Below are 26,922 nucleotides of genomic sequence, written 5' to 3' on the forward strand. Positions count from 1 at the left end.
TCCTACCTGACCGCCAGCCAGGCGACGCCGGCCACCACCACGAGCGCCACGATCACGCCGATGATCAGACCGACCCGGGGGCCGGAGGAGGCCGCCTGCTGCTGGGGGCCCTGGGGGGCCTCGTCGACGAACGCGCGGAACATCTGGGTGCTGCCTGCGGGGTCGTAATTGCCCTGGGGGCCCTGGGTGTTAGCCATGCCCCGAGACCCTAGCGAATCCTGGTGACCGACCCAAGTGCGGGGCCACCGGGACAGACGGGGGCACGCCACCCGCAGTCACCTGCATATTTACGATCGCAATACTTGCCTTTGCCAAGTTTTTGCGCCGCCGGACCCCTGTTTGTTTGCCTTCAGCAACCAAGCAGTCCTATGGTTGCCCCAAGCAACGAATACGGGAGGTGTGATGGCCGGGCAGGCGCAGTTTGAAGAGCTGGCGCGTCAGCTCAGTGCCGTCGGAGCCGTGAAACGGGACATGGGGCGGATCCTGCCGCCCGACTGCCCGGCCGGCTCGGCCGCCGTGCTGACCCTGCTCGGCCGCCACGGAGACATGCGCATGAGCAAGCTCGCGGAGCTGCTCGCCGTGGACATGTCGGTCACCAGCCGGCATGTCGCGCACGTCGCCGCACGCGGCTGGATCGAGCGGCACCCGGACCCGGCGGACAAGCGCTCGCGCATCCTGCGCCTGACGCCGGAGGGCCTGCACCAGCTCGACGACCTGTCCCGGCGGACCACGCACCTGCTGGCCGAGCGGCTCGCGGACTGGACCGACGAGGACGTCGGCGAGCTGATCCGGCTGATGACGCGTCTGCGCGCGTCCTTCGGCGACTGCCGGTCCGCCCCGCTGCGGCTCCCCGCTCCCGTAGACGAAGAGACCACCCGTACACCCGCAAGCACGTAAGAAAAGGAAGCCCATGGCAACGACCACACCAGCCGGTGTGCGGGCTCACGCCAAGCACGGGGGAGGCTCCCACGGCGACGCCCCGATGACGCACCGGCAGATCATGGAGGCACTGTCCGGGCTGCTGCTCGGCATGTTCGTGGCGATCCTGTCGTCCACGATCGTCTCCAACGCCCTGCCGCACATCATCGGGGACCTCGGCGGCGGCCAGTCCGCCTACACCTGGGTGGTCACCGCCGCCCTGCTGTCGATGACCGCGGCCACTCCCCTGTGGGGCAAGCTCGCCGACCTGTACAGCAAGAAGGCTCTCGTCCAGATAGCCCTGATCATCTACGTGGTCGCCTCGATGGCGGCCGGCCTGTCGCAGAACCCCGGCATGCTCATCACCTTCCGGGTGTTCCAGGGCATCGGCGTCGGCGGTCTGTCCGCCCTGGCGCAGATCGTCATGGCGGCGATGATCTCCCCGCGTGAGCGCGGCCGGTACTCCGGCTACCTGGGTGCCACCTTCGCCGTCGCCACCGTCGGTGGCCCGCTGCTCGGCGGTGTCATCACCGACACCTCCTGGCTGGGCTGGCGCTGGTGCTTCTACGTCGGCGTCCCCTTCGCCGTCCTCGCGCTGATCGTGCTCCAGAAGACACTGCACCTGCCCGTGGTCAAGCGGGAGGTCAAGGTCGACTGGGGCGGCGCGACCCTCATCTCCGCGGCCGTCTCCCTGCTGCTGGTCTGGGTCACCTTCGCCGGTGACAAGTACGACTGGCTGTCCTGGCAGACCTACGCGATGGTCGGCGGATCGATCGTCCTCGGCGCGCTGTTCGTGCTCGTCGAGTCCAAGGCGAGCGAGCCGATCATCCCGCTGCGCCTGTTCAAGAACCGCACGATCACGCTGGCGTCGCTCGCCTCGCTGTTCGTCGGTATCGCGATGTTCTCCGGCACCGTCTTCTTCAGCCAGTACTTCCAGCTGGCCCGCGACAAGTCCCCGACCATGTCGGGCGTCCTGACCATCCCGATGATCGGCGGTCTGTTCGTCTCCTCGACCGTCTCGGGTCAGTTCATCACCCGCACCGGCCGCTGGAAGGCGTGGCTGGTCAGCGGTGGCGTGCTGGTCACGGCCGGCCTGCTGCTGCTCGGCGGCATCCGGTACGACACCGACTACTGGAAGATGGCCGTCTTCATGGCGCTGCTGGGTCTCGGCATCGGCATGATGATGCAGAACCTGGTCCTCGCCACGCAGAACCAGGTCTCCCCCGCCGACCTCGGCTCGGCCAGCTCCACGGTCACCTTCTTCCGCTCCCTCGGCGGTGCGGTCGGCGTCTCCGCGCTGGGTGCCGTGATGTCCCGCCGGATCACCCACTACGTCCAGGACGGCGTCGCCGACCTCAGCCCCAAGTACCAGAAGGCCCTGGCCGGCGGCTCCGGTTCGACCGACAGCATCCCGGACATGAACGCGCTCCCGAAGCCCATCCGGACGCTGCTGGAGAGCGCCTACGGCCACGGCATCGCCGACGTCTTCATGATCGCCGGCTGCCTCGCCGCCGTCGCCTTCCTGATCACGCTGTTCATCAAGGAGGTCCCGCTGAAGACCAAGGGCGCGCTCGCACAGTCCGCCGAGGGCGAGGCCCCCGTGACCGACCCGGCCGCCGCGCCGGCCGTCGCCGAGGCCCAGGCCCCGGTCGCCGCACCGGTCCCGGCCGCGGTCGCCGCCACCACAAAGGCCACCTCCGACGGCACGGCCACCGCCACCCGGCCGATGGCGGCCGTCGCCACGATCGCCGAGCCCGGCAACTCCGGCGGCACCCCGGTGCACGGCTTCGTCCGCGGCGCCGAGAGCGCTCCGGTCCCGCAGGCCGCGGTCACCCTGATCTCGCTGTCCGGCCGCCAGCTGGGCCGCGCGGTCGCCCAGGCCGACGGTGCCTACGCGCTCGACGCCCCGGGCACCGGCAGCTACGTCCTGATCGCCTCCGCCGACGGCTACCAGCCGCAGGCCTCCACCGTCGTGGTGGGCGAGGAACCGCTGTCGTACGACATCCTGCTCAGCGGCACCAGCGGGCTGACCGGTGTGGTCCGGGCCGCGGGGAGCGCGCTGCCGGTCAAGGACGCGATGGTGATCGTCACCGATGTCCGCGGTGACCTGCTGGCCACCGCCGCCACCGGCGAGCAGGGCGACTTCGCCCTCACCGACCTGGTGCCCGGCACCGTGACCGTCGCGGTCAACGCGAGCGGGTTCCGGCCGCGCGCCCTGCCGGTCGAGGTCGGCGCCACCGGCGTCACCCGGATCGAGGTCGACCTGGACGCCGGCGCCCGGCTCCAGGGTGTCGTCCGGGCCCCGCACGGCCCCCTGGCCGACGCCCGGGTGACCCTGGTCGACCAGGCCGGCAACGTGGTCGGCACCGCCACCACCGGAACGGACGGGGCGTACGCCTTCACCGACCTGGACAGCGGCGAGTACACCGTCATCGCGACGGGTTACCCGCCGGTGGCGACGGCCCTGACCGTCTCCGGCACCGGAGCCGACGGCCACGACATCGAACTCGCCCACCCCGGCGAGTAGTGCACCCCGGCCCGTGGCGGCGCGCGCCCTGAGCGGAGGGCGCGCCCGCCACGGGCCGGTCTCATACGACCAATTTTTGAGCCTTTTTCAGGGAGAAACGGGATGGGACTGACCGCGAAGATCCGTACGCGGGACGGGTGGGCCGTGTCGCACGCGGTCGTCACGGTGACCGACATGACCGGCACGCAGGTGCTGCGGGCCGAGGCGGACGCCGAGGGGGCCGTACGGGACACCACCGAGCTCGCGCCGGGGGCGTACACCGTGATCGTGACGGCCGTCGGCTACGCGCCCGCCGCGTCCAGCGCGATCGTCACCGCGAGCGGCCGGGCCGAGGTCGGCACGGTCACACTGGCCCGGCAGGGCGGCACCGAGCTGCCGCCGCCCGGCCCCTGGACCGTCGACCCGGCGCACTCCTCCGTCGCCGCGGTCGCCCAGCACCTGGGCATCTCCAGCGTGCGCGGCCGGTTCACGGAGTTCGGCGGCACGATCGAGATCGCGCCCGACGACGTCACCAAGTCCCGGGTGGAGGCGGTGATCAGGGCCGCGTCCATCGACACCGGCAACGGCATGCGCGACACGCACCTGCGCTCCGCGGACTTCCTCGACGTCGAGAACCACCCCGAGATCACGTACCGCTCCACGGGACTGACGCAGGCCGGCCCCGACCGCTGGACCGTGCACGGCGAGCTGTCGCTGCACGGGGTCGTACGACCCGTCGACCTGGACCTGGCCTACCTGGGCACCGGCGCCGACCCGTGGGGCGGCACCCGGGCCGCGTTCCGGGCCACCACCGAGCTGCACCGCGAGGACTTCGCGATGAACTACAACCAGGTCCTCCAGGCGGGCATCGCCGCCATCGGCACCACGCTGAAGGTGGAGCTGGACATCCAGGCGGTGCAGGGCGACTCCCTGCCCCAGGCGTAGACATAGGCACAGCAGGGTCAGCCACCGGGGCACCCGCTGCCCCTAGGCTGCCCCCATGGCACCGAACATCGCTACCAACACCCGTGTGTCGCTGGACGAGCTGCTGGACTTTGTACGCCCCCGGCACCGCGCCCTGCTGATCACGCGCCGGGCCGACGGCTCCTCCCAGGCGTCCCCGCTGACCTGCGGCGTCGACGACTCCGGCCGGATCGTCGTCTCGACCTACCCCGAGCGGGCCAAGACCCGCAACGCCAAGCGGGACCCCCGGGTCGCCCTGGTCGTCCTCAGCGACGACTGGAACGGCCCCTGGGTCCAGATCGACGGCACGGCCGAGGTCATCGACACGCCCGACTCGGTGGAACCGCTGGTCGAGTACTACCGCAACATCGCCGGCGAACACCCCGACTGGGACGAGTACCGCCGGGCAATGGTCAAGCAGGGCAAGTCCATCATCCGGGTGACCCCGAAGCGATGGGGCCCGGTCGCCACCGGCGGCTTCCCCGCACGACTGGCGTCCGAGTAGTCCCCGCCCCGGGCCGGCCCCGTGAGGGCGGGCACGGGGGCGGAGGAGGGGTCAGCCGCGGGTGACCATCGCCTCCAGGCCCGCGATCAGCAGGTCCAGCGCGAAGGTGAAGTCGCGGTCCAGCATCTCGGCCACCGTGTCGCCGCCGCGCGCCGCCATGAGGTCCTTGGACTCCCTCATCACGTCGGCGGTCCCGGGGACCTCGTCCACCATGGACATGGCCTGCTCGAAGTACTCGTCGGGGCTCAGCCCGGTGTCCGCTATCCGGGTGAGGAAGTGGCCCTCGATCGTGCCGAAGCCGTACACGAACTGGAAGACCGCCGAGATCGCCCCGGTCACCCCGTGCGCCGGCAGCCCGGCCCGGCGGACGACCCGCTGGATCACCCGGGAGAACGCCAGGGAGTTCGGGCCGATGTTGAGGAAACGCCCGGCCAGCGGGGACAGCCACGGATGGCGGACCAGCTGCGCCCGGTACGCGGAGGCCAGCGCGCGCAGCTGCTCCCGCCAGTCCTCGTCCGCGTTCTCCGGATCGGGCAGCCGCAGCTCGGCGTAGGTCGCGTCCAGGGCGAGTTCGAGCAGGTCGTCCTTGGTGTCGACGTACCAGTACAGGGACATCGCGGTGACGTTCAGCTCGGACGCCAGCCGCCGCATGGAGAACTTGGCGAGGCCCTCGGCGTCCAGCAGCCGCACGGACGCCGCGGTGATCCGCTCCCGGTCCAGCCCGGACGGCTGCCCACTGCGCCCACCGCGCCGGGCCTTGCCCTCCAGCCACACACTGTCCCGTGCCGACCGACCTGCCTGCTTCGTCACCGGCGGCCCTTCCTCGATTCCGCTCACTGTCCCAACCTAAGGGGCGTGCGGCCGACCACGACGTAGCACGGTCGCCCGACTACCCCTGCCCGCGAGCACCTAGGCGGACACCCGCTCCGCCCGCCGCAACAGCCCCGCTGCCACGAACCCCCCGACCAGCACGGCGACGGCCCCCACCAGCTGACCGGTCCCCAGTCCCGCGGACAGGGACTCCCCGGACGCCACCGAAGAACTGAGCACCGCGCCCAGTACGGCCACCCCGAGCCCGTTGCCGAATTCGGCGAGGGTGCCGTTGATCCCGGCCCCCACCCCGGCCTTCTCCGGAGGAATCGCGCTCATGATGGCGTGCGCCATCGCCGGGTTCGCCACCGCGCACCCCGCGCCGATCAGCAACAGCCCGAGCAGCGTCCCCGCATAGCCCCCGGAGTCCACCTCCGCGATCGACACCAGGCCCCCGGCCATGCACACCATCCCCAGCGCGATCGACACCGGCGTGCCCAGCCGTGCCGACCACTTCGCCGACAACCCGGTGAAGTTGAGCGCCACGACGGTCAGCGCCAGCGGAGCGGTGCGCAGGCCGGCCTCCAGCGGCCCGTACCCGAGCACGAACTGGAGGTGCTGTGTCAGCAGGAACAACGCGCCGCCCATGCCGAACACGATGAGCACGGCCCCGGCGACCGCCCCCGTGAACCGCGGGTCCCGGAAGAAGTGGAGGTCGAGCATCGGCTCGTCGGCCCTGCTCTCCCACCAGGCGAAGGCGCTCAGCACGAGCACCGCCACGGCCGCCGTGCCGAGCACGCGCGCCGACGTCCAGCCGTGGCTCGGCCCGGAGATGATCGCGTACACCAGCGAGGCCATGCCGATGGTGGACAGCACCGCGCCCGGCAGGTCCGGACGGTCACCCCGTGGGTTCTTCGACTCCGGTACGAGCACCACCACCGCGACCAGGCCGAGCGCCGCGACCGGGATGTTGACGAGGAAGATCGCGCCCCACCAGAAGTGGTCGAGCACGAAGCCGCCGATCAGCGGGCCGCCGGCGAAACCCAGCGCGTTGACCGCGCTCCAGATGCCGATCGCCTTCGGCTGCTCCTCGGGGGAGAAGATCTGCATCGCCACGGCCAGGGTGGTGGTCAGCAGCAGCGCGCCGCCGATCCCCATCCCGGCCCGCGCGGCGATCAACTGGCCGGTGCTGCCGGCGAGCCCGGCCACGAGCGAACCCACGCCGAACAGGGCGAGCCCCGTGATCAGCATCTTCTTGCGGCCGTAGCGGTCGGCGGCGCTTCCCGCGGTGAGCAGCAGGCCGGACTGCACCAGGGAGTACGCGTTGATCATCCACTGGATGTCGGAGGTCTCCGCGTGGAGTTCGCGGGTCAGGGAGGGGATGGCCACGTTCAGGACCGTGTTGTCGAGCAGCACGGTGAGCTGCGCCAGACAGATGACGCCGAGGATCAGCCAGTGTTGGGGATGGCCTTGGGGGGTGGACACGCCGTACACCGTATAGCTGTCGCTATACGGTGTACAACGCATTTCCCGGTCAGTCGGCTGCCCTCAGTCGTCCGCCTTCTGCGTGAGGTCGTAGAAGGTCGCCGATCCCACCGTCACCTTCTTGAAGGTGCTCTGGATCCACGAGCTGATCTGCGAGGCGGTGCCGCCGTTGCCGCCGCCGCCCATGCCACCGCCGGCGATGAAGTAGTGGATCCTCCCCTCCTCCACGTACTTCTTGAACTGGTCCGGCGTCGGGGACGGGTCGGTGCCGTTGAAGCCGCCGATCGCCATCACCGGGTCGCCGGTGGCGAGCTGGTAGCCGGCCGCGTTCTGGGAGCCGACGGACGCGGCGACCCAGGTGTACTTCGAGGCGTCCTCCGCCAGCAGCTTCTCGGCCTCGGACGACACGCTCGCGCCGTTCAGCAGGCCGCCGACGCCACCGGCGCCGCCCAGGCCGCCCTCACCCGTCCGGCCGCCGCCGCCGCCGGGGAAGCCGAAGCCATTGCCGTTCCGCTCGCCCTGCCCTTGCTGCCCCTGCTGACCCGGCTGCGTCGGGGTGCCCCCGCCGAAGCCACCGCCGCCCGGGAAGCCATTGCCCTGCCGGCCTTGCTGGTTCTGCCGGCCCTGCCCGCCCGGCGTCCCGCCGCCGAAGCCGCCCCGCATACCGCCACCGGGACCCCCGCCCCGGCCGCCCATCACGCTCGCGCCCGCCGGGCCTGCCGTGACGATCGAACCGGTGTGGCCCTCCCGGAGCGTGCTCAGGGTGTACGCCGTGGGTCCGGCCAGCGCGGCCACGAGACCCACCGCCGCCGCGCCGAGCGCCAGTCGCCGGGAGATCCGGCCGGCGAAGACCAGGCCGAGCGCCGCGGTCAGCCCGCCGATCAGGACCAGCCACTTCAGCCAGGGCAGGTAGTCGGGGGTGCGGTTGAGCAGCACATATCCCCAGGCCGCCGCCGCGACCACGGACGCGGCGAGCGCGATCGACGCCCACGGCTGTCGCCGCCGCTCCCACAGCAGCCCGGCGCCCATCCCGACGACGGCCGCGAGGTAGGGGGCGAGGGCCACGGTGTAGTACTGGTGGAAGATGCCGGCCATGTAGCTGAAGACCACCGTGGTCATCAGCAGCGAGCCGCCCCAGACCAGGAACGAGGCGCGGGTGACGGACGTCCTGCGGGCCTTGCGGGTGGCCACCAGGCCGGCGACGAGCAGGATCAGCGCCGCGGGCAGCAGCCAGGAGATCTGGCCGCCGATCTCGGAGTTGAACATCCGGTCCCAGCCGGTCTCACCCCACATGCCGGAGCCGCCCGCGCCGCCACCGCCGCCGCCCACGCTGCCGGTCTCCTCGCCGTTGAGGCGGCCGAGCCCGTTGTACCCGAAGGTCAGCTCCAGGAAGCTGTTGTTCTGCGAGCCGCCGATGTACGGGCGGGACGACGCCGGCCACAGCTCGACGACCGCGACCCACCAGCCGCCCGAGACGACCAGCGCGAGGGTCGCCGCGGCCAGCTGACCGAAACGCTTCCTCAGCGACACCGGCGCGCACACCGCGTACACGACCGCCAGCGCCGGCAGGATCAGGAACGCCTGGAGCGTCTTGGCGAGGAACGCGAAGCCGATCGCGACCCCGGCCCACACCAGCCACTTCGTACGGCCGTCCTCCAGGCCCCGGACGACGAGGTAGCAGGCCACCGACATCAGCAGGGCCAGCATCGCGTCCGGGTTGTTGAACCGGAACATCAGCGCCGCGACCGGCGTGAGCGCCAGCACCGCGCCCGCGATCAGACCGGCCACCGGGCTGAACCGGCGGCGCACGGCCGCGTACACGACGGCGACCGTCGCCACGCCCATCAGCACCTCGGGCGCCAGGATCGCCCACGAGTTCAGACCGAAGACCCTGACCGACAGCTCCATCGGCCACAGCGAGGCCGGCGGCTTGTCCACGGTGATCGCGTTGCCCGCGTCCAGCGAGCCGAAGAAGAACGCCTTCCAGGACCTGCTGCCCGCCTGGACGGCCGCGGAGTAGAAGGAGTTGGCGTAGCCCGAGGCACTGAGGTCGTAGAGGTACAGCACGAGGGTGGCGGCGAGCAGGCCGAGGAGGGCCGGGCGGACCCAGCGGGGGTCCTCGGGCCGGCCGCGCCACAGTCTCCGTACGAACGGCTGCCTCGGCTCACCCGCCTGGGGGCCCCGCGGGGGCGCGGTCGGTGGCGGTCCCCAGTCGGCCGCGGCGCCGTGCTCTGTCGTCGGCGGGTCGTGGTGCGTGGTCATCGGGCATCCCCCGGGTCGGTGTCATGAGGGCGCACCGGCTGCAACCGCATGGTCGCGTCGGTGACGCCGCTCCCGTTGCCGTCCGCGGCCTCACCGGCGCGGAACTGAGTGGTCTGGTACGGCTGCGGCGGCGCGACCGGCCGCTGCGGCAGCGGTGCGTACGGAGCCGTCGTGCGGGGGGCCGGTGCGGCCACCGGGGACGGGACGGACTCCTGGCGCTCCGGGAAGACCCAGGCGCGGAAGAGCAGGAACCGCAGCACGGTGGCCGCCAGGTTGGCCGCGATGAGCACCGCCAGCTCGGTGGAGTGCGCCGGGCTGTCCGTGGCCGCGTTCAGGGCGGCGAGCGAACCGCTGGTCAGCGCGAGACCGATGCCGAACACGACCAGGCCCTGCGCCTGGTGCCGTACCGCGCCGCCCCGGCCGCGCACCCCGAAGGTGAGCCGGCGGTTGGCGGCCGTGTTGGCCACGGCCGAGACCAGCAGGGCGAGCGCGTTGGCGAGCTGCGAGCCGCAGAACTGCCGGAAGAGGCTGTACAGCAGCAGGTAGAAGAGGGTCGACAGGACGCCCACCACGCAGAAGCCGACCAGCTGGCGGGCGAGTCCCCGGGGCACGTCGGTGAGTTCGCGGTCGCGCGGGTCGTCACCGAAGGGCCGGGTCAGCCGGTCCAGCGGCAGCGAACCGGTGGTCAGCGCCTTGCCGACCCGCCACACGCCCTTCAGGTCGTCGGTCGCGGTCTTCACGATGTGCACGGTGGAGTCGGGGTCGTCGACCCAGTCGACCGGCACCTCGTGGATCCTGAGCCCGGCCCGCTCGGCGAGCACCAGCATCTCCGTGTCGAAGAACCACCCGGTGTCCTCCACCAGCGGCAGCAGCACCTGCGCCACATCGCGCCGGATCGCCTTGAACCCGCACTGCGCGTCCGAGAAGCGGGCCTGGAGCGAGCCGCGCAGGATCAGGTTGTAGGCCCGGCTGACGAACTCCCGCTTGGGGCCGCGCACGACCCGGGAGGTGCGGGCGAGCCGGGAGCCGATCGCCAGGTCGGAGTGACCGGAGATCAGCGGCGCCACCAGCGGCAGCAGGGCGTTGAGGTCGGTGGACAGGTCGACGTCCATGTAGGCGAGGACCGGGGCGTCCGACGCCGACCACACGGTCCGCAGCGCCCGCCCCCGCCCCTTCTGCTCCAGGCGGACGCTGTGGACCTCCGGGATCTCCGCCTCCAGCCGCGCCGCCACCAGCGGGGTGGTGTCCGTGGACGCGTTGTCCGCGATCGTGACGCGGAACGCGTACGGGAAGGTGCGCGTGAGGTGCTCGTGCAGTCTGCGGACGCACGGCTGGAGGTCCTTCTCCTCGTTGTAGACGGGGATCACTACGTCCAGGACAGGCGTACCGGCGTCTCCGGCCGGGAGGTGCTCCCGCGCCGGCAGGGTGCCGGGAGAAGAGTCGGTTCGCATGGCACCGACTTTTCTCAACTCCCCTGTCGCACCCATGTGGTGGCACTGTGCTGTGGCTGTGAGTCCGAGCCCCGGCTCGTTCCGGGCTCCTGCCGGGGCACGGCGGGGCCGAGGGCGGGCAGGTGCACGGTGAACACCGTGCGGCCGGGCACGCTGTCCACGGTCACGGCACCGCCGTGCGCGGCGGCCACCGCCTGCACGATCGCGAGCCCGAGCCCCGTGGACCCGGTGGCGCGCGAGCGCGCGGAGTCCCCGCGGGCGAACCGCTCGAAGACGTGCGGCAGCAGCTCCGCCGGGATCCCCGGCCCGTTGTCCTCGACGTCCACGCACATCCACGGCCCGCGCCGCCGCACCCGCGCGGTGACCGTCGTACCGGGCGGCGTGTGACTGCGGGCGTTGCCCAGCAGGTTGACCAGCACCTGCTGCAACCGGGCCGCGTCCGCCGACACCGGCGCCGGCTCGTCGGGCAGTTCGAGCCGCCAGACGTGGTCCAGGCCGGCCGCGCGGGCGTCGCTGACGGTGTCCACGACGAGCGGGACGAGATCGGTCTGCTCGAACCGCAACGGCCGCCCGGCATCCAGCCGGGCGAGCAACAGCAGATCCTCCACCAGCAGGGTCATCCGCCCCGCCTCCGACTCGATCCGCCCCAGCGCGTGCCGTGTGTCGGGCCCGACCTGCTCCCGCCCGCGCCGGGTCAGCTCGGCGTACCCCCGGATGGAGGCGAGCGGCGTCCGCAGCTCGTGGCTGGCGTCGGCGACGAACTGCCGTACCCGCGTCTCGCTCTGCTGCCGGGCGTGCAGGGCGCCGTGGACGTGCTCCAGCATGCGGTTGAGCGCGGCACCGACCTGCCCGACCTCGGTGTGCGGATCGCACTCCGCCTCCGGGACCCGCTCGCTGAGGTTCACCTCGCCGGTGTGCAGCGTCAGTTCGGACACCCGGGTGGCGGTGGCGGCGACCTTGCGCAGGGGCCGGGTGGCGACGCCGACGAGGACGTACCCCGCGATGGCGGCGGCGACGAGACCGGCGGCGGTGACACTGATCTCCACGAGGATCAGGGTGTCGATCGTGTTGCCGACCGTCTCGGTCGGCAGGGCGACGTAGTAGGTGCCCCCGGCTCCGGCGACGTACCGCGCGAGGTACTCGCCGAGGCCCGGGACGACGACGGTGTGCGTGCCCGTGGTGGGCACCTTGCCCAGGGCGGCCTTCTGCTCGTCGCTGAGGGCGACGGCGTCGTTCCGCTGGAACGGGCCGTTGTCGATGGAAGCCTGCCGGGCGATGACCGCCCGGGTGACCGTGCCGTCGGGGCCGACCTCGGCGGCGATGGTCTTCCGCTGCGTCGGGCCCTTGACGAAGCCGGTGAGCCGGTCCGTCAGCCCGGAGTCGTTCATGCCGCCGGGCTTCACGGGTCCCGACAGGCGCTTGCCGGCCTCCGCCACCTGCCCGTCCAGCTGTTCGTACAGGTGCGAGCGCAGCGCCAGCGTGGTGACCGTGCCGATCACGGTGCACACCACGGCGATCAGCGTCACGGACGCGACGACGAGCCGCGTCCGCAGCGTGCGCGGCTGTCCGGCTCGTCGCTTCCGCCGCCGCCGCGGACCCGGCCGTCGCCGCCCGCTCATGACGCGGCGGGCTTGATCAGATAACCCGCTCCCCGCCGGGTGTGGATCATCGGCTCCCGCCCGGCGTCGATCTTCCGCCGCAGATAGGAGATGTACAGCTCGACCACATTGGCCTGCCCGCCGAAGTCGTACGACCACACGCGGTCCAGGATCTGCGCCTTGCTCAGCACCCGCCGGGGGTTGCGCATGAGGAAGCGCAGCAACTCGAACTCGGTGGCGGTCAGATGGATGTTGTCCCCGCCCCGCGACACCTCGTGGCTGTCCTCGTCCAGGGTCAGATCGCCCACGACGAGCACGGAGTCGGACCGCCGGTCGGCGGCCCCCGACCGGCGGATCAGCCCGCGCAGCCGCGCGACGACTTCTTCGAGACTGAACGGCTTGGTGACGTAGTCGTCCCCGCCGGCGGTGAGCCCGGCGATACGGTCCTCCACCGCGTCCTTGGCGGTGAGGAAGAGGACCGGCACATCGGGCAGCTCGCGCCGCAGCCGGCCGAGGACGCTCAGCCCGTCCATGTCCGGCAGCATCATGTCGAGCACGACGGCGTCGGGCCGGAACTCACGGGCCGTCTGGATGGCCCCCTGTCCGTCCCCCGCACTCCTGATCTGCCAGCCCTCGTAACGAAGAGCCATGCTCAGCAGTTCGGTGATCGACATCTCGTCGTCCACCACCAGCACGCGGACGGGGCTCCCGTCCGGCCTCAGCAGTTCGGTGCGCCCCTGGGGCGAGGTCGTGGTCATGCTGGACACCTTGTCGGTGCCCTCTGAGAACACGCTTTCACGAATCTGTGATTTCCCTGAGAAACGCACAGGCGCCTCTCAGGGAACACCCGGGTCAGAACAACCCGTCCGGTTCCCTCCTGAACTCCCGGACGGGGAAAGCGCATCCGGCCGCCACCGACCCCGACGGCACCAGCTCCCAGCCGGTCATCAGCCGCGTGTCCAGCACGACGACCCCGCGACCGCCGACCGCCAGATGGAGATCGGGCCCGGCAACCGCGACCAGCTCACCGCTCACACCCCCGCCGGGAACGAGTCCGACCACCTCCCCGCACGCCTCCGGCCCCCCACCGAGCCCGAAAACCGCGACGTGGTCGACCACTTCGCAGGGCTCGGTCCGCAGCGACTCCGGCCACCCTGCGAGCGCGACGGCCCGCGCGTGCAGCTCCCGGACCTCGGCGGCCCGTTCGGCCTCCGTCCCCGGCAGCGCCGACCGCACCGCCCGCTTCTCGGCGTACGGAATCCGGTCCGGCACCCGCAACGCGGCCCGCAACAGCTCCTCGGTGCGCCGGGCGGCCATCAGCGGACCGTTACCGAGCCAGCTGAAGCAGACCGCGCCCTGCTCCAGCAGCCGGGCCGGCCCCCGCTCGACGGCGGTGATGCCGACCTTGACCATCCCCGGCCCGAACCACGCCAGATACACCCGGTACGGCCGTGGATCGTCGGCGATCGTGTCGGCGGCCACGGAGTGCGCCCGGTCCAGCCGCGCGCACTCCTCGCAGCGGGCCCCGGTACTCCGCGCCGGCACGGCGGCCCGCACCGGACAGACATGCCCCCGCGCCCCCACACACGTACGCCCTCCGCCCTCCGGAACCGCGAAGGCGACCCGCTTCCCCCGGGGCAGCGCACTGCGCCGCCCACCGTCCCACTCCAGCACCGGACCACCTGCCGCCCACCGCAGTCCCGTGCACTTCCAGACCTGTGCCATCACTCGTGAGGGTAGGACGTGGGTCTGACAACCGCCCGAGGGCGACGGACGGGGGTACGGTGGGCGAAGGCCCGAAGCCGCAAGCTTGTATTGCGGCTTCGGGCCTTCCTCCGTTGCCCGGCTACGGCAGGACGTACACCGGCATCCCCCCGGCCCCCACTCCCGCCTGCCGCATGCAGCCCCGCTTGAGCAGCATGCGCACACAGTCGTGGACCCGGTCGAGCGTGAGCCCCGTCCGGTCCGCGACCTCCTCCAGCCGGCAGTGCACCGGCCCGCGCACCAGCGCCGGGGCGAGATAGGCGGCCACGGCGTGCACGTCCTCGGTCACGACGAGGTTCTTCGCCCGCCAGGTCGCGAGGAGCTGCTGAGGACTCACCGCCGAGCGAACGGGACCGGTCGGCCGCAGCCGGTCCGCGATGACGTCCAGCGAGTCGGCGATCCGCCCGAGCACGTCATGCACACCACCGACACGGTCGGCGAGAGCGCCGAGGCGGTCGTTGACGCCACCGAGCTGATCGTTGGTCCGGCTCAGCTGATCGGTGACGTGCCCCAGGTGCTCGTTGGTCCGGCGCAGTTGCTCGATCCGTTCGAACCGCGCGACCGCCAGCTCCTCGTCCGCCCGGATGTTCCGCTCCTCCAGCCGGACGATCGCGTCGGCGACCTGCTGGGGCATGAGGTAGGCGGTGGTGCCGTCCGGGGCGGGTTGTACGGGGGCGGGGTCGAGCGAGTAGGAACCGTCTCGCTGGACGGTCTCGATGACCTCGCAAACCCAGGTCTTGAAGGGGCCGCACTCGGGCTTGGTGCAGCCGTTGACGAGCTGGATGAGCCCCTTGAGGTTCACCATCTTCATCGAGCGCTGAAGCCTGTGACCTGCGAGTTTGCGCAAGGTGTCGGCTGTACCGACGCCTTGCGCAATCTCACCCAGGCTCATTTGCAAACTGGAGTCAACGTGCGACTTGAGAGCGTCGCGCGTGTTGGAGTAGCCCAGCCTTGCCGCCACGTCCGCCGCAGGAAACCAGTGTTCCCCTCTCGGCGTCGTCAGCCTCCGCACCCGCGCCCCCGTGGCCGCGAACACGAAGTCGTTGATGTCGATCGCGTCCCGCTTCGCTCCCGTCGGCTGCTCCGACGGGGTGTCGTTCTGCTCGTTCATCGAGCATCACCTCCACCCCGGAAGCTAGGGTCGGCGATCGGCAACTGCCGTTCGAAGAAAGCTCGTTCACTCGATAGGGGACAGAGGGATCGATTCGGCAGGAACCGGACCCGGCGCCGAGGCCGGCACCGCACCCGACACCGAGGCCGGCGCCCCGGCCGACCGCTTCCGTCCCCGCCCCGCCAGCCGGCACCCGACGCACCCCGCGTGCCCGTCCCGGGCCTGCGTGTCCCGGACCCGCATCCCCCATTGCTCGCGCGGTCGCACCCCGGGCGACTTGCCCCAGCCGGACAGATGCAGGGCCCAGGTCACCAGGACACTCACCGCCACCACGGCCAGCCCGGCACCGGCCACGGGGAGGGAGGCCGTACAGACTCCCAGCCCCACCACGGCGCCTCCCGTGGTCGCGATGGCGGCGCCGGTCCAGCCGGCGATCGTGTGACCCTCGTCGTACAGACTCATGGAACCGCCTCCAGGGGACGACCCATTTCCCTCACGGGCTAAGAAATCTATACTCCGAATATCTCACTACCTAAGGGATTTCGAAAGATGCACGGCACGCCGCGCCCGCCCGCCACTCCGGCCCAGGCGCTGTCGGCGATGGACCACCTCATCGCCGCCCACCTCATCGGACAGCAGGAGCTGGCCCGGCGGCTGGGACTGAACGTCACCGACCTGACCTGTTTCGCCTTCGTCCTGGAGGCCGGCGACGAGCTGCTGACGGCGGGCGACCTCGCGGCCCGCGCCCACGTCACCACGGGCGCGGTCACCGGCATCCTCAACCGCCTCGAACGCGCCGGTTACGTCACCCGCCGCCCCGACCCCACCGACCGCCGCCGGGTCCGCGTGGCCGCCGTACCGGACGCCGTCACCCGCGTCGAGGCGGTGTACGCGGGCCACTACAAGCGCCTCACGGCCCTCTTCTCCGACTACTCCCCCAAGGAGCTGGCGATCATCACCGACTGGTTCACCCGCGCCACGGCGCTGGCCCACGAATACCTGGAGAAGCTGAACCGCAACGACCCGACCGAGGAGTGCTGACTGGCCGGAGGTGCCGGCACCTCCGGCCATGGCCCGTCAGGAGGCGAGGACGGAGATGCCGTCTCCGAGCAGCTTCAGCCCGAGAACGAAGAACAGGACGGCCATCACGGCGACATTGTGCTGAGCCGCCCAGTCCTTCCAGTTCCCGAGCGTGGTCCTGGCCCGCGCCCCTCCGAGCAGGAAAACGCCGAGCGGGACCAGCAGGCCGAGCGTGGCGATCACGACGAAGACCGCAAGTGACACGATCTGCTGCCCGACCGGGAGGCCGGCCGAGCCGATGGCGGCACCCGCGGCGACGGTCAGCGGGGCGTTCTTGGCGTTGAGCGCGGCCAGGGCCGTGCCGAGTCCGAAGACCTTGACCGGCGTGAGGCGGTCGATCGCGCCCATCCACTTCGGCAGCTTCGCCTGCGAGGGATCCTTCGGGCGCCGCCGCCACTGCCGGGCACCGAAGAAGAGGAGGAGCAGGCCGAGAGCGAGCTTGAGAGCCCCGACCCAGGTGGCCGGGTGCTTGTGCGCGGAGGCACCCGCCGGGGAGGCGATCGCCAGCATCACGGCGCCCAGTGCCGAGAGCCCGAGGATCCAGCCGACGGTGAAGAGGATTCCGTTGAGACGTCCTCGGGGCGTGGCGAGGATGAGGATGACGGCGATGACCGGAAGCGGGCTGACCGCGACGCCGGCCGCGAAACCCAGCACGTCACCGAGAACTGCGCCCATGGCTGCCTCCAGCTGAGGTCAGGGTGGCGATCCCGTTGAGCAGTGGTCCGGCGGGGGGCAGGTGAAGCGACTGCCCCGGCCGCCTGCCCGGCGGGAGGGGTTCCCGTGCGCAAGGTCGCGCCGCGGCTTCACGGCCGCGGGGGGGACGGCGGACCGAGAAGGTGACAACCCCGTGCTCGGCACGCACGGCCCAGTCCCCTCTTCCTGCGCCGGGCTCGATCTGTCCTCGGCGGCTTCGACTCGGGTCACGGTCCCCGGCGGCCGAAATGCGAGGCGGCGCATCCGTGCCGAGCATGAATGGGTGCGATGGTGCCCTGGGCTCGGGTGCTTGGCGACCCTCACACCGATCCGTGGCAGGAGAGTTTCACGATGACTGCAACGGCACGAGCGGACCAGTCGGCCCACCCCGACCGTCCCGGCAGGTCGAACGGGGTGTGCAGCGAGTTCACCGTGTTCACCGAGATCAAGCCCGGCCATGCGGACGCGTTGCGCGAGGATCTCGCCACCATGGCCGACGCGGCGGATGACGAGAGGGTCCAGACTGGAACGGGCCCAGGTCGCTTACCAGGAGACCCCCGGTGTCCGGGTCATCTGGGAACAGGACGTCCACCAGCTTCCGACCGGACGCACCACCTTAGTTGCGGGAGCGGCCCTACGCCTTCGACATCCAGGTCCAGCTCTGCACCGACCTGCGACGCATGCCGGTGGAGGACACCACCGTGGAGTGGCCCGAGGGGCTGTCGCCGTCCGTCACCGTGGCCAGGCTGCGGCTCCCACAGCAGGACATCTCCGGCCCGGAGAACCTGGCGAAGATGGACTCACTGTCCTTCACACCCTGGAGGGTCACCGCCGAGCACGCCCCTCTGGGCAACATCATGCGGGCCCGCAAAGAGGTCTACCGCCACTCCTCCATCGCGGGCCACAAGCTCAACTTGCAACCGCGCACGGAACCGCGCAGCGCCGACGAGGTACTCGTCCCGGCGGGGTGATCCCGCCGGGCCCCTCAAGCGTGAGGACGACCTTCACGGCGTGAGGACGACCTTCTCGCAGCGGTCCTTCTTGTTCTTGAACACGTCGTAGCCGGTCGGTGCCTCGGTCAAGGGCAGCCGGTGGGTGATGACCCTGGTGGGGTCGATCTTGCCCTGCTCGATCAGCCCGAGCAGCGGTTTCATGTACTTCTGCACGTGGCACTGCCCGGTGCGCAGGGTCAGGGACCTGTTCATCCAGGCACCCGCCGGGAACTTGTCGATCAGTCCGCCGTAGACGCCGATGACCGACACCACGCCGCCGCTGCGGCAGGACAGGATGGCCTGGCGCAGGGCGTGTGGCCGGTCGGTCTCGGAGCGGACCGCCTGCTTCGCGCGGTCGTAGAGGTGGACGTGGGAGGCGCCGTGCGTGGCCTCCATGCCGACCGCGTCGACGCACTTGTCGGGGCCCCGGCCGCCCGTGAGTTCGAGCAGCGCCGAGCGTACGTCGGTGTCCTCGAAGTTGATGGTGGTGTAGCCCTGGGCGGCGGCCATGTCGAGCCGGTAGGTCTCCTTGTCGATCGCGATGACCTTCTCCGCGCCCAGGACCCGGGCGCTGTCCATGGCGAACTGGCCGACCGGACCGGCGCCCCAGACGGCGACGACGTCACCCTCCTGGATGTCGCACATGTCGGCACCCATGTACCCGGTCGGCAGGATGTCGGACAGGAACAGCACCTGCTCGTCGCCGAGGTCCGACTCGATCCTGAGGGCGTTGGCGTCGGCGAGCACCACACGGGCGTACTCGGCCTGGCCCCCGGCGAAGCCGCCGGTCAGGTGGGAGTAGCCGTAGATCCCGGCGGTGGGGTGGCCGAAGAACTTCTCCGAGATGCCGGCGTTGGGGTTGGTGTTCTCGCAGCACGAGTACAGCTCCGCGCGGCAGGACGCGCAGGCGCCGCAGGCGATGGGGAAGGGCACGACGACCCGGTCCCCGACGCGCAGTTTGCCGTCGGTGATGCCGGGGCCGACCTCCACGACCTCTCCCATGAACTCGTGGCCCATGATGTCGCCCTTTTGCATGGTGGGGACGTAACCGTCGAGCAGATGGAGGTCGGAGCCGCAGATCGCCGTCGAGGTGATCTTCACGATGGCGTCGCGGCTGTTCAGGATCGAGGGTTCGGGAACGTCCTGCACCTCGACCGAGTTGCGTCCCGTCCAGCAGTTCGCCTTCATGCCAGGGCCTCCTTCAGTTCGTCCTCGGTCAGCGGTCGGGCCGGGTGCTGCGGGAACTCGCCGCGGGCCCGCTTGCCGCCGGGTGCGCCCTCGGAGCGGACGACCTCGCCGGTCTCCGCGATCTGCTTGAAGCGGCGCAGGTCGTCGTCCAGCTGCTGGTGCGGTTCCTCGCCGAAGTAGCGCGCCGCGGCCTTGCCCAGCGCTCCGCCGGGCAGGTCGTAGCGCAGGGTCACCCGGATCTCCGTGCCCCGGCCGCCGGGGGCGGGCGCGAAGCGGACCTCGCCGGAGTTGTCGATTTCGGCGCCGTCCACCGACTGCCAGGCGATCAGCCGGCCGGGGACGTCCTGCGTGGTCTCGGCGTCCCATTCGACCGCCTTGCCGAACGGCGCGCCGGCCCGCCAGTGACTGGTGCGCGGGCCGGTGACGCGCACCTCGTCCAGGTGCGCCATGAAGTCCGGCAGGCGCTCCAGGTCCCTCCAGAGGGCGTAGACCTCGTCCGGGGATTGGGCGACGGTGGTGGCCGCGGTCAGTTCCATGGGGGCGCTCCTACGGGTGCGGGTCACGGCCGCGTAGACGTCCGTGGCCGTGATGGCGGTGACCGCGGCGGTCGCGGCAACGGTGCGGCCCAGGCCGCGGCCGTCGTGGTTCTTCAGGGCCCGGGTCAGCATCGTCAGATCCATGAGGTCGCCGCCGACGCGGCCCCAGAGCCAGGCGGGATGCGGTCGTCCCAGCAGCCCGGTCGCCGCCGCCAGCTCCCGCACACCGACGGCGGTCGTGGCCGAGCGGTGCCGGAAGGTGTCGTCCACGCCCAGGACGCGGGCGAAGCCCGCCGGAGCGGCGACCTGGGGCACACCCAGGAGCGCACTGGCCCAGCCGAGGCCACGCACGAGCGGATCGTGTCGTAGGCGGGAGGTGGAGCGATTGTCTGTCTTCATGAGTGCTCCCCACGTGCGGTGAGGTGAACGGAAGGCGGGCCACTTGAGTGGGAAGGTGAACAGCGCATGGCGGACAACGCCGGGGCTTGCCTCGAACACGAGTGATCGCCGCTGCTCGGGCATGACAGGAGCGCAGGCGCGAACGGCCCGTCCCACCCCGGCCGAAGCCGGGGTGGGACGCCGCTCGTCGGGCGGCCCGGTCCCGCAGGCCAGTCGGCCGGCGGCCCATGGGGTCCTTACCGTTTGTGGCCGTTGCCATGTCCGTCGGGATGCAGGACCACCTTGGTCCAGCCCTCGTCACGGGCGTCGAAGTGCTCGTAGGCGGTGGGGGCCTCGTCCAGGCTGAGCTCGTGGGAGACGACGAAGCTCGGCTTCGCCTTCCCGCCGGCGATCAGGTCCCGCAGCGCCCGGTTGTACTTCTTCACCGGAGCCTGCCCGGTCCCCATGTGCTGGCCCTTGAACCACATCTTCCCGAAGTCGATCGGGACCTTGCCCTGCGCCTCCAGCTCCCCCTGGGCTTCCGCGCCGCCGGGGTCCTGGGGCAGGAACACGCCCACCACGCCGATGTCGCCCGTGAACCTGACCGAGTCGATCAGGCCGTTGAGCGTGAGGCTGGCGTCCTCGTGTCCCTGGGGATCGTGTGCCTGGTAGCCGACGCATTCGCAGCCGTTGTCGGCGCCCAGACCGAGGGTGGCCTCCTTGACGACCTCCGCGGGGTTCTGCTCGGCGGTGTTGATCGGGATGGCCCCGATCTCCTCCGCCTTGCGCAGCCGGTCGGACTGGTGGTCGACCGTCCAGACGCGGCCGGCGCCCTTGAGGAGAGCGGAGTAGGTCGCCATCAGCCCGACGGGACCGGCCCCGAAGACGACGGTCTGGTCGCCCGGTTTGACGTGGGCCATCTCGGTGGCGTGATAGCCGGTGGGAAAGATGTCGGCGAGCATCACGTAGTCGGTCTGCCGCTCGGCGGCGTCCTCGCCCAGACGCAGCGCGTTGAAGTCGCCGTAGGGCACGCGCAGCAGTTCCGCCTGGCCGCCCTGGTAGGGGCCCATGTCGGCGAATCCGTAGGCGGCTCCGGCGAGGGCGGGTTCCGGCTGCATGGTCAGGCAGTAGTTGGTCAGACCCTGCTCGCACTGCTTGCAGAAGCCGCAGGCGATGTTGAAGGGCAGGACCACGTACTCGCCGACCTGGACCTTGCGGACGGCCGGGCCGACCTCCACGACCTGGCCCATGTTCTCGTGTCCCAGGGTGCGGCCGGACTCGAACGAGGTGCGGCCCTCGTACATGTGCAGGTCCGAACCGCAGATGTTGGTGGTGGTGATCTTGACGATGATGTCGCAGGGGTGTTCGATCTTCGCGTCCGGTACGTCCTTCACTGTGACCGTTCGCGGTCCTTCATATACCGCTGCTTTCATGATGACTTCCTTTGGTGCCGCGGAATGACCGCGACACGGCGGTGAGGGAGACGGCGCAAGGAGCGTGACTCCAGGAAGTTGCTACGACGGGGTCCGTGGCTGCGGCACACCGCTGCGGGCCGTTCGCCCGGATCAGGTGGAACGGTGGTTCCGCCGCCGGCCGGCCAGGTGGAGCTTCGGCGCTCCGGCTGCATGCCGTGCGGGTCCCCGTCGGCCTCCGACGCGAAACAACCATTCCCCGATCGATCAGCCGATTCCTCCCGCCCGGACGGCCACCGACCGCAGACGCATGTCCGACAGGTCACCAGCTAGTCACCGTGGTCGTCCTCCCGCATGCGGCGACGTTCCTGCTCGCGCTTGGAATAGGCGGCTGCCCGGATCGCCTCGTCGCTCTCCAGACCGGATCCCAGCGCGCCGCCCACCGTGGCGATGGAAGCGACGAACCAGGACAGCGTCCAGTACTCCGTAGCGTGCAGCGGGGTTCGTGTCGTCGAGGCGAAGACCTTGTCGTTGAGGAGGAAGAGCGCCCACACCAGGTTGATGACCAGCAGACCCGCGTAGCAGACGAGCACCCCGATGCCCACGGTCAGGACCGTGGAGGCGTTGTAGAGAGCCGTCCTCTTCCTCTCCTCCGGCGAGGCCTCCATTGATCGGTGCCACAGGTGAGCGTCCACGATCAGCCAGCTGATCATGAGCGCGACGGACCCGGCCATGGCGATCACCAGACGCGGCGTGCTCAGGGCCTCGGAGAGGCTCCAGAGGGTGGAGTTCACGGTGGCGACCGCTCCCGTGGCGAGTGCGGCGGCCAGGGCCTTCGACAGACCCGGCACCAACCGCCACGGCTGGTTGGCGCGGACCATACCGCCGAGCACCCTCAGGTAACCGCGCGGCCCGCTGACGACGTACCGGAGATCCGCGGTCTCCTCCTCACCGATCGGGCCCGGACGAATAGGCGCGAGACGACTGGCGAAACGTCCCAGTGACTGACGCCGGGGTGGTTCCTCGGCCCGAGTGACTCGCGCGGTCGCCAAGCTGAGCACGACTTCTTCGACCGCGCGCAGGGCCCTTCTCCGAAGACGCAGGCCCCCCAGCGACGGAAGGGAAAGCAGTGCCGTGCCGTGTTCATGACTCAGCTCCACAACGAGCTTGCGCCCTTGTGAGTGCAGCGGAAGGTCGGTGAGGGCCACGACGATGTCCCAATGTTCCCCGCTCCCGCGGTCCTTGATCCGGCGCGTCAGCGTGGACAGGTCCTCGGTCCCCGCGGTGAAGGGCTCACTGACCACCTCGACGTCGAACCGTCGCCCCTGGCCTGACTTGTCGGCGAGCCGAGCGGGGAGTACCCGGGCCATATGCCGCGCGATCTCCGTCGGCGCGTCCGGATCCGCCAGGAGAGCCACGACCGTAACGCCCCGCGACGACTCCCGCATGGCCGGACCCTTCTCGTCGGCTGCCCCGGCACTCACCAGTGCCCCCAGGATGCCCCCGCTATACCGTCGGCGCGCCCTGACACGCTTGCCCGCCGCCGGACGGCAGGATCCTCGCGGACGGCCGTCCCTGGGAGTGAGTCGCTGCCTGGCGGCGGCATCGGCGCTGAAGGAGTACGCACCCTTCGCCGTCGGCAACCACGGCGGACGCGGCGACCACCAGGCTGTTCGGCTCCGGTGTGCCGCTGGGTCGTCGTAGTACTCGGTCCGTGCCATGGTCACCCTTCTCGTACCGGCGTCACGGTCTCCCACACCGCGTCGAAGCTGCCGGCGCAGGTGTCGAACATGCCGCCCTTCCCGCTGCGCCGGAGACGCCACACGCGGGACTCGGTTCCGTGGCCGAACTCCTCTTCCGCACCGTGCTGTTGGGCATTCGCACTGTCCGCCCGCCGGTCGTGGAGGGCCACAAGTTCCGGACTGACAGCGCGGGCAGGGCGTGCCTGCCGGAGCGCGGGCCATGGAGCGTGCACGTCTTCTCCTGATATTTCCGCTGCCGGCATGGCCCCAGGGCCCTGGGCGAACTGATCGACGCCATGCTCAGCCCGGCGCCCGAGAACAGGCCCACCTGCCGCTCCTGCTCCACGAACAGGGCACCGACGCCCGCATGATCACGGCAGTCCTGGGTCACAGTTGAGGTGGTCGCCGTCAAACACTGCCTCAAGGAAAATCCAGAGGCCCTGTGGATTTGATCCACAGGGCCTCTGGCGTGCTGTGCACTCGGCAGGATTCGAACCTGCAACCTTCTGATCCGTAGGATCGGGCGGGCGGTTGGGCCGGGGTTCCACCTTCTTCTCAGTTGATCGCTGGTGGCCGTGATCAACTGCCTCTGTGTGCCGTCGTTGCCGTCAGGATTGCCGTCAGGAGGACCGGTGGCACTGACCCGCAACCTACGCAGGACTTCAGGTTCAGCCAGGCTGAGAGTTACAACTTGCTCTACAGGTTCAAGCCCCGGCTGCGCTCCGCTCCGCCGGGCGCGCTTCCCGGCTCCGCTGCGGGCGACGCTCCTGCCTCCGGCCCGCTCCGCCCGCGCTGCGCCGACGCGCGCCCACGTGTGGATAGGACCGGTGGCCATGAGTCGATCACCGCATATCGCGGCCCCTGTCAGAACAATGCCTCCGGCGGGGGATCGGCCGGCACCGGGATGGAGGGGGCGCCGTTGCCGACTGCGGGTCCAATGTGGCGTGCGCGGGGAGCTCCCATCCCGTCCACCGCCGACCCAGGCAGAGCCGAGCAGACGCGGCCCATGGCGTCCAGGTCGTTCGTACAGTGGCGCGCTCCACCTGGACGCCATGGACCGCGCCCGCTCCACGGTGTGTGGGTCGACGGCGGACGGGATGGGAGTTGGGGAGGGTGGTGGGCGATACAAGGCGCTTGCTGCTGCCTCTATTCGGCGTAGGCCTAGCTGCGACGTTCTCCCTGAAGCCACGCCTCGATGGCGCTCCGCCTCCAATACAGGCGATAGAGCAACCTGTGAGGCGACGGAAATGGCTGCTTCTTCGGCCCGCCGCGCGCCAGCCAACCCGTGATGGTCTTCGGATTCACCCGCACAAGCGCCGCCGCTCCAGCGGTGTCGACCCAGACATCGTCGTCGGGCAGCTCTGGCAAGCCGAGTAGGCGTCCGGCCGGGACCGTCCTGGCTTCGGCCAAAGCCTCAACGAGTGCTTGATGCTGCGCAGCAAGCGTCACGCTTCGGTTGTTCACTCGACCCTCCATGACCGCAGTTCTAGGACTGCAACGTAACCTACACGACTCCATCCCAGGAGATCATTGGTTTAAATAGCCGTTTCAGTTATTCCTGAGCTGCGCCTGGTTCAGCGCCAAGCTCGCGAAAAACTGAGGCCACCTGGTCATCGGGGATCCGCTGAATCATCTGCTGCTTCAGCTCGAACTCTGCCCGCTTGCTCCGGTAGTCGAGGATGTCGCGAATAATGCAACGCAACACCCATGCCACTCCGGGAAGAGATCCCACCGACGCCAGTTCACCAAGGATTTGCACCTGGGTCTCCTGGGTTGAAAAGCGACTCGGCCGGCCAGTGGACGGCCAAGCCGCGCAGACAGCACCAGTCTCACGAGGAGAAAGGGCAACAAAAAAGCCCGAACAATGCGTTCGGGCAACAAAAAAGGCGGAGCGTTAAGTCTCCGCCAGGAGCCTCCGGGCATGCCGGGGCTGGCACCGACTATGCGACATCTGCCGACACAAGTCAATGGTCAACCAATCATGGCAGGTCAGAGCTCCGCGAGTGCAGGTGCCTGGCCGTAGCTGATCACCAGCAGTGACAACTATGCTTGTCAGCATGTCGCTGCCGCTGGACGACCCCATCGTCAACTACCTCTATGGGCTCGCATGGGAGAAGGCCATTGAACGACTCGCCGAGCCACCGCAGAGCCCAGCAGGACCGGTGACAAAGAAAGAGCACTTGGCGCTCATTGCGACATTGGCTGACTTCTCGGCGGGGATCGAAACGAACATCCTGACCGCTACTTACTATGCATGCCAATTCCAGGTGTCACAGGCAGAGATTGGGCGCACCTGCGGAATATCACGACAGGCTGTCCGCCAACGACTCGCTAAAGCAACGGACATCCAGGAAGAACGTAAGCGTCAGCATTCTTACTGGGATTACGATTACGAATACGAGGAATACGACGACTACTAAAACCCGGCTACGGCGCTCGCACCCCAGGGCGTGCGTTGGATACCGCCGCACGTGCCAACCCCCGAACGTGAGTTGAGGAACATCAGAAGAGCGGCTCCTGATCACCGCTACCCGGGCAGGCCCCCAAGGGGGTCCGTGCCCCACCCGTGCCCGATCGAGCGGGAAACCACGGGGAATCGCGGAGACGAGCGGGCACAACACAACCAAACGGCCCCCGACCGTATCGCCTGGTCAGGGGCCGTCAACCTGCGCGGTGGGTGTGGGATTTGAACCCACGGTGACTCGCGCCACGACGGTTTTCAAGATCGCTCACCAACTGTTTGGCATGGCCACGTCGTCCGATGCGCCCCGACAGGCAGAGGCGATCAGTCGAGCCACACGAGCATGGCGTCATCCGCCGCCGCAGCAGCCTCGAAGAACTGCGTCAGGCCGTCGTACCAGTGACGCCCCCACTCAAGCGCACCAGGTTCATCCCATCCAAGGGGATACGCACCAGCCAGAGGATACACATCAGCCTTGGTCAGCTCGGCCGGATTCACGCCGCTAACGAGCTGGTCATACGTGGTGGCACGCAGCGCCCGCGCTGCAAGACCCACCCGCTCCGAGCGCAGGTACCTCGGTGGTCCGTAACCCCAGTCCTCATCCTCGGCAAACGACTCCTCACCATGGATGACGTCCACCGGGAAGTCGGCACGCGTCAAGAAGAAGCCCAGCATGTCCCAGGTCTTGGACGTGCTGAAATGACGCGCTTCGGTCGGCGCAGGCTCTGACTCCTCCTCGGCGTCCTGAACCTCTTCGGCGAAATCCAGCGCCCAGTCAGGGTCCCGAATCGCCCGGTCGAGCTCAGCAGCCGTAACGCGCAGATACTCACCTATCATGCTCATGGCCGGAGACTAGACGAGACCTCTGACAGCGGTGGGCGAGCAGACCGTCTCAGTTTCCGTCTCATTCAGCCCCGTTCAGGAACGCGTTCATCTGAGCCGCGGTTCCGGTTCCAACCTGGTCGATAGGTTTCCGACATCCACTGCTGACATCAACGACGCCGGACGGGGGGGGCCTGACCCCGGAAGTTGGACACGGGGTTATGCGGCTTGCGTCAGCGTAGTTG

At 70.0% G+C, this 26,922-nt stretch carries 25 protein-coding genes and 2 pseudogenes; 7 read left to right on the forward strand and 20 right to left on the reverse strand.

What is annotated here, in order from left to right; all coding sequences use genetic code 11:
* Positions 1-2 precede the first annotated feature (2 nt).
* Complete coding sequence (locus IE273_RS33070) at positions 3-197, reverse strand: hypothetical protein (RefSeq protein WP_103817759.1); 195 nt, start codon at positions 195-197, stop codon at positions 3-5.
* A gap of 205 nt (positions 198-402) precedes the next feature.
* On the opposite strand from IE273_RS33070, the gene IE273_RS33075 reads away from it, so the two are divergent.
* From IE273_RS33075 to IE273_RS33090, 4 genes are all read left to right on the forward strand, one after another.
* Positions 403-897, forward strand: coding sequence for a MarR family winged helix-turn-helix transcriptional regulator (locus IE273_RS33075; RefSeq protein ID WP_014673644.1), 495 nt, complete (start codon positions 403-405; stop codon positions 895-897).
* An 85-nt stretch (positions 898-982) separates the two neighbouring features.
* Positions 983-3,445 (forward strand): MFS transporter, encoded by a 2,463-nt coding sequence (locus tag IE273_RS33080; protein WP_506005273.1) that lies wholly within the window; start codon positions 983-985, stop codon positions 3,443-3,445.
* 102 nt (positions 3,446-3,547) lie between these two features.
* Positions 3,548-4,369 carry a YceI family protein gene (locus tag IE273_RS33085; protein ID WP_014673646.1) on the forward strand — a complete coding sequence of 274 codons (822 nt, stop codon included), beginning with the start codon at positions 3,548-3,550 and terminating at the stop codon, positions 4,367-4,369.
* Between the two features lie 55 nt (positions 4,370-4,424).
* The gene (locus IE273_RS33090) at positions 4,425-4,892 is read left to right on the forward strand and encodes a PPOX class F420-dependent oxidoreductase (protein WP_189818810.1); all 468 of its coding nucleotides are present in this window, start codon (positions 4,425-4,427) and stop codon (positions 4,890-4,892) included.
* Between the two features lie 51 nt (positions 4,893-4,943).
* On the opposite strand, the gene IE273_RS33095 is transcribed toward IE273_RS33090, so the two are convergent.
* The 9 genes from IE273_RS33095 to IE273_RS33135 all read right to left on the reverse strand — a co-directional run bounded on the left by IE273_RS33095 (position 4,944) and on the right by IE273_RS33135 (position 15,835).
* Positions 4,944-5,702: a TetR/AcrR family transcriptional regulator gene (locus IE273_RS33095; RefSeq protein WP_229887779.1), complete on the reverse strand. Its 759-nt coding sequence runs from the start codon at positions 5,700-5,702 to the stop codon at positions 4,944-4,946.
* A gap of 99 nt (positions 5,703-5,801) precedes the next feature.
* Entirely contained in the window at positions 5,802-7,229 is a 1,428-nt protein-coding gene (locus IE273_RS33100) for an MFS transporter (protein WP_229887781.1), read from the reverse strand.
* A gap of 21 nt (positions 7,230-7,250) precedes the next feature.
* Positions 7,251-9,449 (reverse strand): ArnT family glycosyltransferase, encoded by a 2,199-nt coding sequence (locus tag IE273_RS33105; protein ID WP_189818812.1) that lies wholly within the window; start codon positions 9,447-9,449, stop codon positions 7,251-7,253.
* Positions 9,446-10,900, reverse strand: a complete 1,455-nt coding sequence (locus IE273_RS33110) for a bifunctional glycosyltransferase family 2/GtrA family protein (protein WP_189818813.1) — start codon at positions 10,898-10,900, stop codon at positions 9,446-9,448. Before IE273_RS33110 ends, IE273_RS33105 begins: the two co-directional genes overlap by 4 nt.
* A 14-nt stretch (positions 10,901-10,914) precedes the next feature.
* The gene (locus tag IE273_RS33115) at positions 10,915-12,519 is read right to left on the reverse strand and encodes a sensor histidine kinase (protein WP_189818814.1); all 1,605 of its coding nucleotides are present in this window, start codon (positions 12,517-12,519) and stop codon (positions 10,915-10,917) included.
* The gene (locus IE273_RS33120) at positions 12,516-13,256 is read right to left on the reverse strand and encodes a response regulator transcription factor (RefSeq protein WP_189818815.1); all 741 of its coding nucleotides are present in this window, start codon (positions 13,254-13,256) and stop codon (positions 12,516-12,518) included. The genes IE273_RS33115 and IE273_RS33120 overlap by 4 nt, the downstream gene beginning before the upstream one ends.
* Before the next feature lie 94 nt (positions 13,257-13,350).
* Positions 13,351-14,223 carry a DUF2797 domain-containing protein gene (locus tag IE273_RS33125; RefSeq protein WP_189818816.1) on the reverse strand — a complete coding sequence of 291 codons (873 nt, stop codon included), beginning with the start codon at positions 14,221-14,223 and terminating at the stop codon, positions 13,351-13,353.
* Positions 14,224-14,344: 121 nt separating this feature from the next.
* Positions 14,345-15,373, reverse strand: coding sequence for a BRO-N domain-containing protein (locus IE273_RS33130; RefSeq protein WP_189818817.1), 1,029 nt, complete (start codon positions 15,371-15,373; stop codon positions 14,345-14,347).
* 66 nt (positions 15,374-15,439) lie between these two features.
* Positions 15,440-15,835 carry an HGxxPAAW family protein gene (locus tag IE273_RS33135; RefSeq protein ID WP_189818818.1) on the reverse strand — a complete coding sequence of 132 codons (396 nt, stop codon included), beginning with the start codon at positions 15,833-15,835 and terminating at the stop codon, positions 15,440-15,442.
* An 87-nt stretch (positions 15,836-15,922) separates the two neighbouring features.
* Here IE273_RS33135 and IE273_RS33140 point away from each other — a divergent pair, with 87 nt between their 5' ends.
* Positions 15,923-16,414, forward strand: a complete 492-nt coding sequence (locus IE273_RS33140) for a MarR family winged helix-turn-helix transcriptional regulator (RefSeq protein ID WP_189818819.1) — start codon at positions 15,923-15,925, stop codon at positions 16,412-16,414.
* 36 nt (positions 16,415-16,450) lie between these two features.
* Here IE273_RS33140 and IE273_RS33145 read toward each other — a convergent pair whose 3' ends face one another.
* Positions 16,451-17,128, reverse strand: coding sequence for a GAP family protein (locus tag IE273_RS33145; protein WP_189818820.1), 678 nt, complete (start codon positions 17,126-17,128; stop codon positions 16,451-16,453).
* 638 nt (positions 17,129-17,766) lie between these two features.
* Here IE273_RS33145 and IE273_RS33150 point away from each other — a divergent pair.
* Positions 17,767-18,117: a catalase family protein gene (locus IE273_RS33150; RefSeq protein WP_229887783.1), complete on the forward strand. Its 351-nt coding sequence runs from the start codon at positions 17,767-17,769 to the stop codon at positions 18,115-18,117.
* A gap of 33 nt (positions 18,118-18,150) precedes the next feature.
* Here the strand turns inward: IE273_RS33150 and IE273_RS33155 are convergent, their stop codons facing one another.
* The 8 genes and pseudogenes from IE273_RS33155 to IE273_RS33180 form a co-directional block, all read right to left on the reverse strand.
* Entirely contained in the window at positions 18,151-19,326 is a 1,176-nt protein-coding gene (locus IE273_RS33155; RefSeq protein WP_189818821.1) for a zinc-dependent alcohol dehydrogenase, read from the reverse strand.
* On the reverse strand, positions 19,323-20,261 hold the full coding sequence (locus IE273_RS33160) for an SRPBCC family protein (RefSeq protein ID WP_189818822.1): 939 nt from the start codon (positions 20,259-20,261) through the stop codon (positions 19,323-19,325). The genes IE273_RS33155 and IE273_RS33160 overlap by 4 nt, the downstream gene beginning before the upstream one ends.
* A 236-nt stretch (positions 20,262-20,497) precedes the next feature.
* Positions 20,498-21,673: a glutathione-independent formaldehyde dehydrogenase gene (locus tag IE273_RS33165; protein ID WP_189818823.1), complete on the reverse strand. Its 1,176-nt coding sequence runs from the start codon at positions 21,671-21,673 to the stop codon at positions 20,498-20,500.
* 308 nt (positions 21,674-21,981) lie between these two features.
* Entirely contained in the window at positions 21,982-23,100 is a 1,119-nt protein-coding gene (locus IE273_RS33170) for a hypothetical protein (protein WP_189818824.1), read from the reverse strand.
* A gap of 53 nt (positions 23,101-23,153) precedes the next feature.
* Positions 23,154-23,373: pseudogene (locus tag IE273_RS43995) on the reverse strand (DNA mismatch repair protein MutT); the annotation flags it as partial.
* A 2-nt stretch (positions 23,374-23,375) separates the two neighbouring features.
* Positions 23,376-23,660 (reverse strand): annotated as a pseudogene (locus IE273_RS44000) (hypothetical protein); the annotation flags it as partial.
* Positions 23,661-24,555: 895 nt separating this feature from the next.
* Entirely contained in the window at positions 24,556-24,858 is a 303-nt protein-coding gene (locus IE273_RS33175) for a helix-turn-helix transcriptional regulator (protein WP_189818825.1), read from the reverse strand.
* Between the two features lie 88 nt (positions 24,859-24,946).
* Positions 24,947-25,153: a hypothetical protein gene (locus IE273_RS33180; RefSeq protein WP_189818826.1), complete on the reverse strand. Its 207-nt coding sequence runs from the start codon at positions 25,151-25,153 to the stop codon at positions 24,947-24,949.
* A 298-nt stretch (positions 25,154-25,451) separates the two neighbouring features.
* On the opposite strand from IE273_RS33180, the gene IE273_RS33185 reads away from it, so the two are divergent.
* Complete coding sequence (locus IE273_RS33185) at positions 25,452-25,814, forward strand: RNA polymerase sigma factor sigma-70 region 4 domain-containing protein (protein WP_189818827.1); 363 nt, start codon at positions 25,452-25,454, stop codon at positions 25,812-25,814.
* A 365-nt stretch (positions 25,815-26,179) separates the two neighbouring features.
* Here the strand turns inward: IE273_RS33185 and IE273_RS33190 are convergent, their stop codons facing one another.
* Entirely contained in the window at positions 26,180-26,698 is a 519-nt protein-coding gene (locus tag IE273_RS33190; protein WP_189818828.1) for a YfbM family protein, read from the reverse strand.
* Positions 26,699-26,922: the final 224 nt, after the last annotated feature.

It is taken from the genome of Streptomyces olivaceoviridis, from assembly GCF_014650115.1.
GTDB classification, from domain to species: Bacteria; Actinomycetota; Actinomycetes; order Streptomycetales; family Streptomycetaceae; genus Streptomyces; species Streptomyces olivaceoviridis.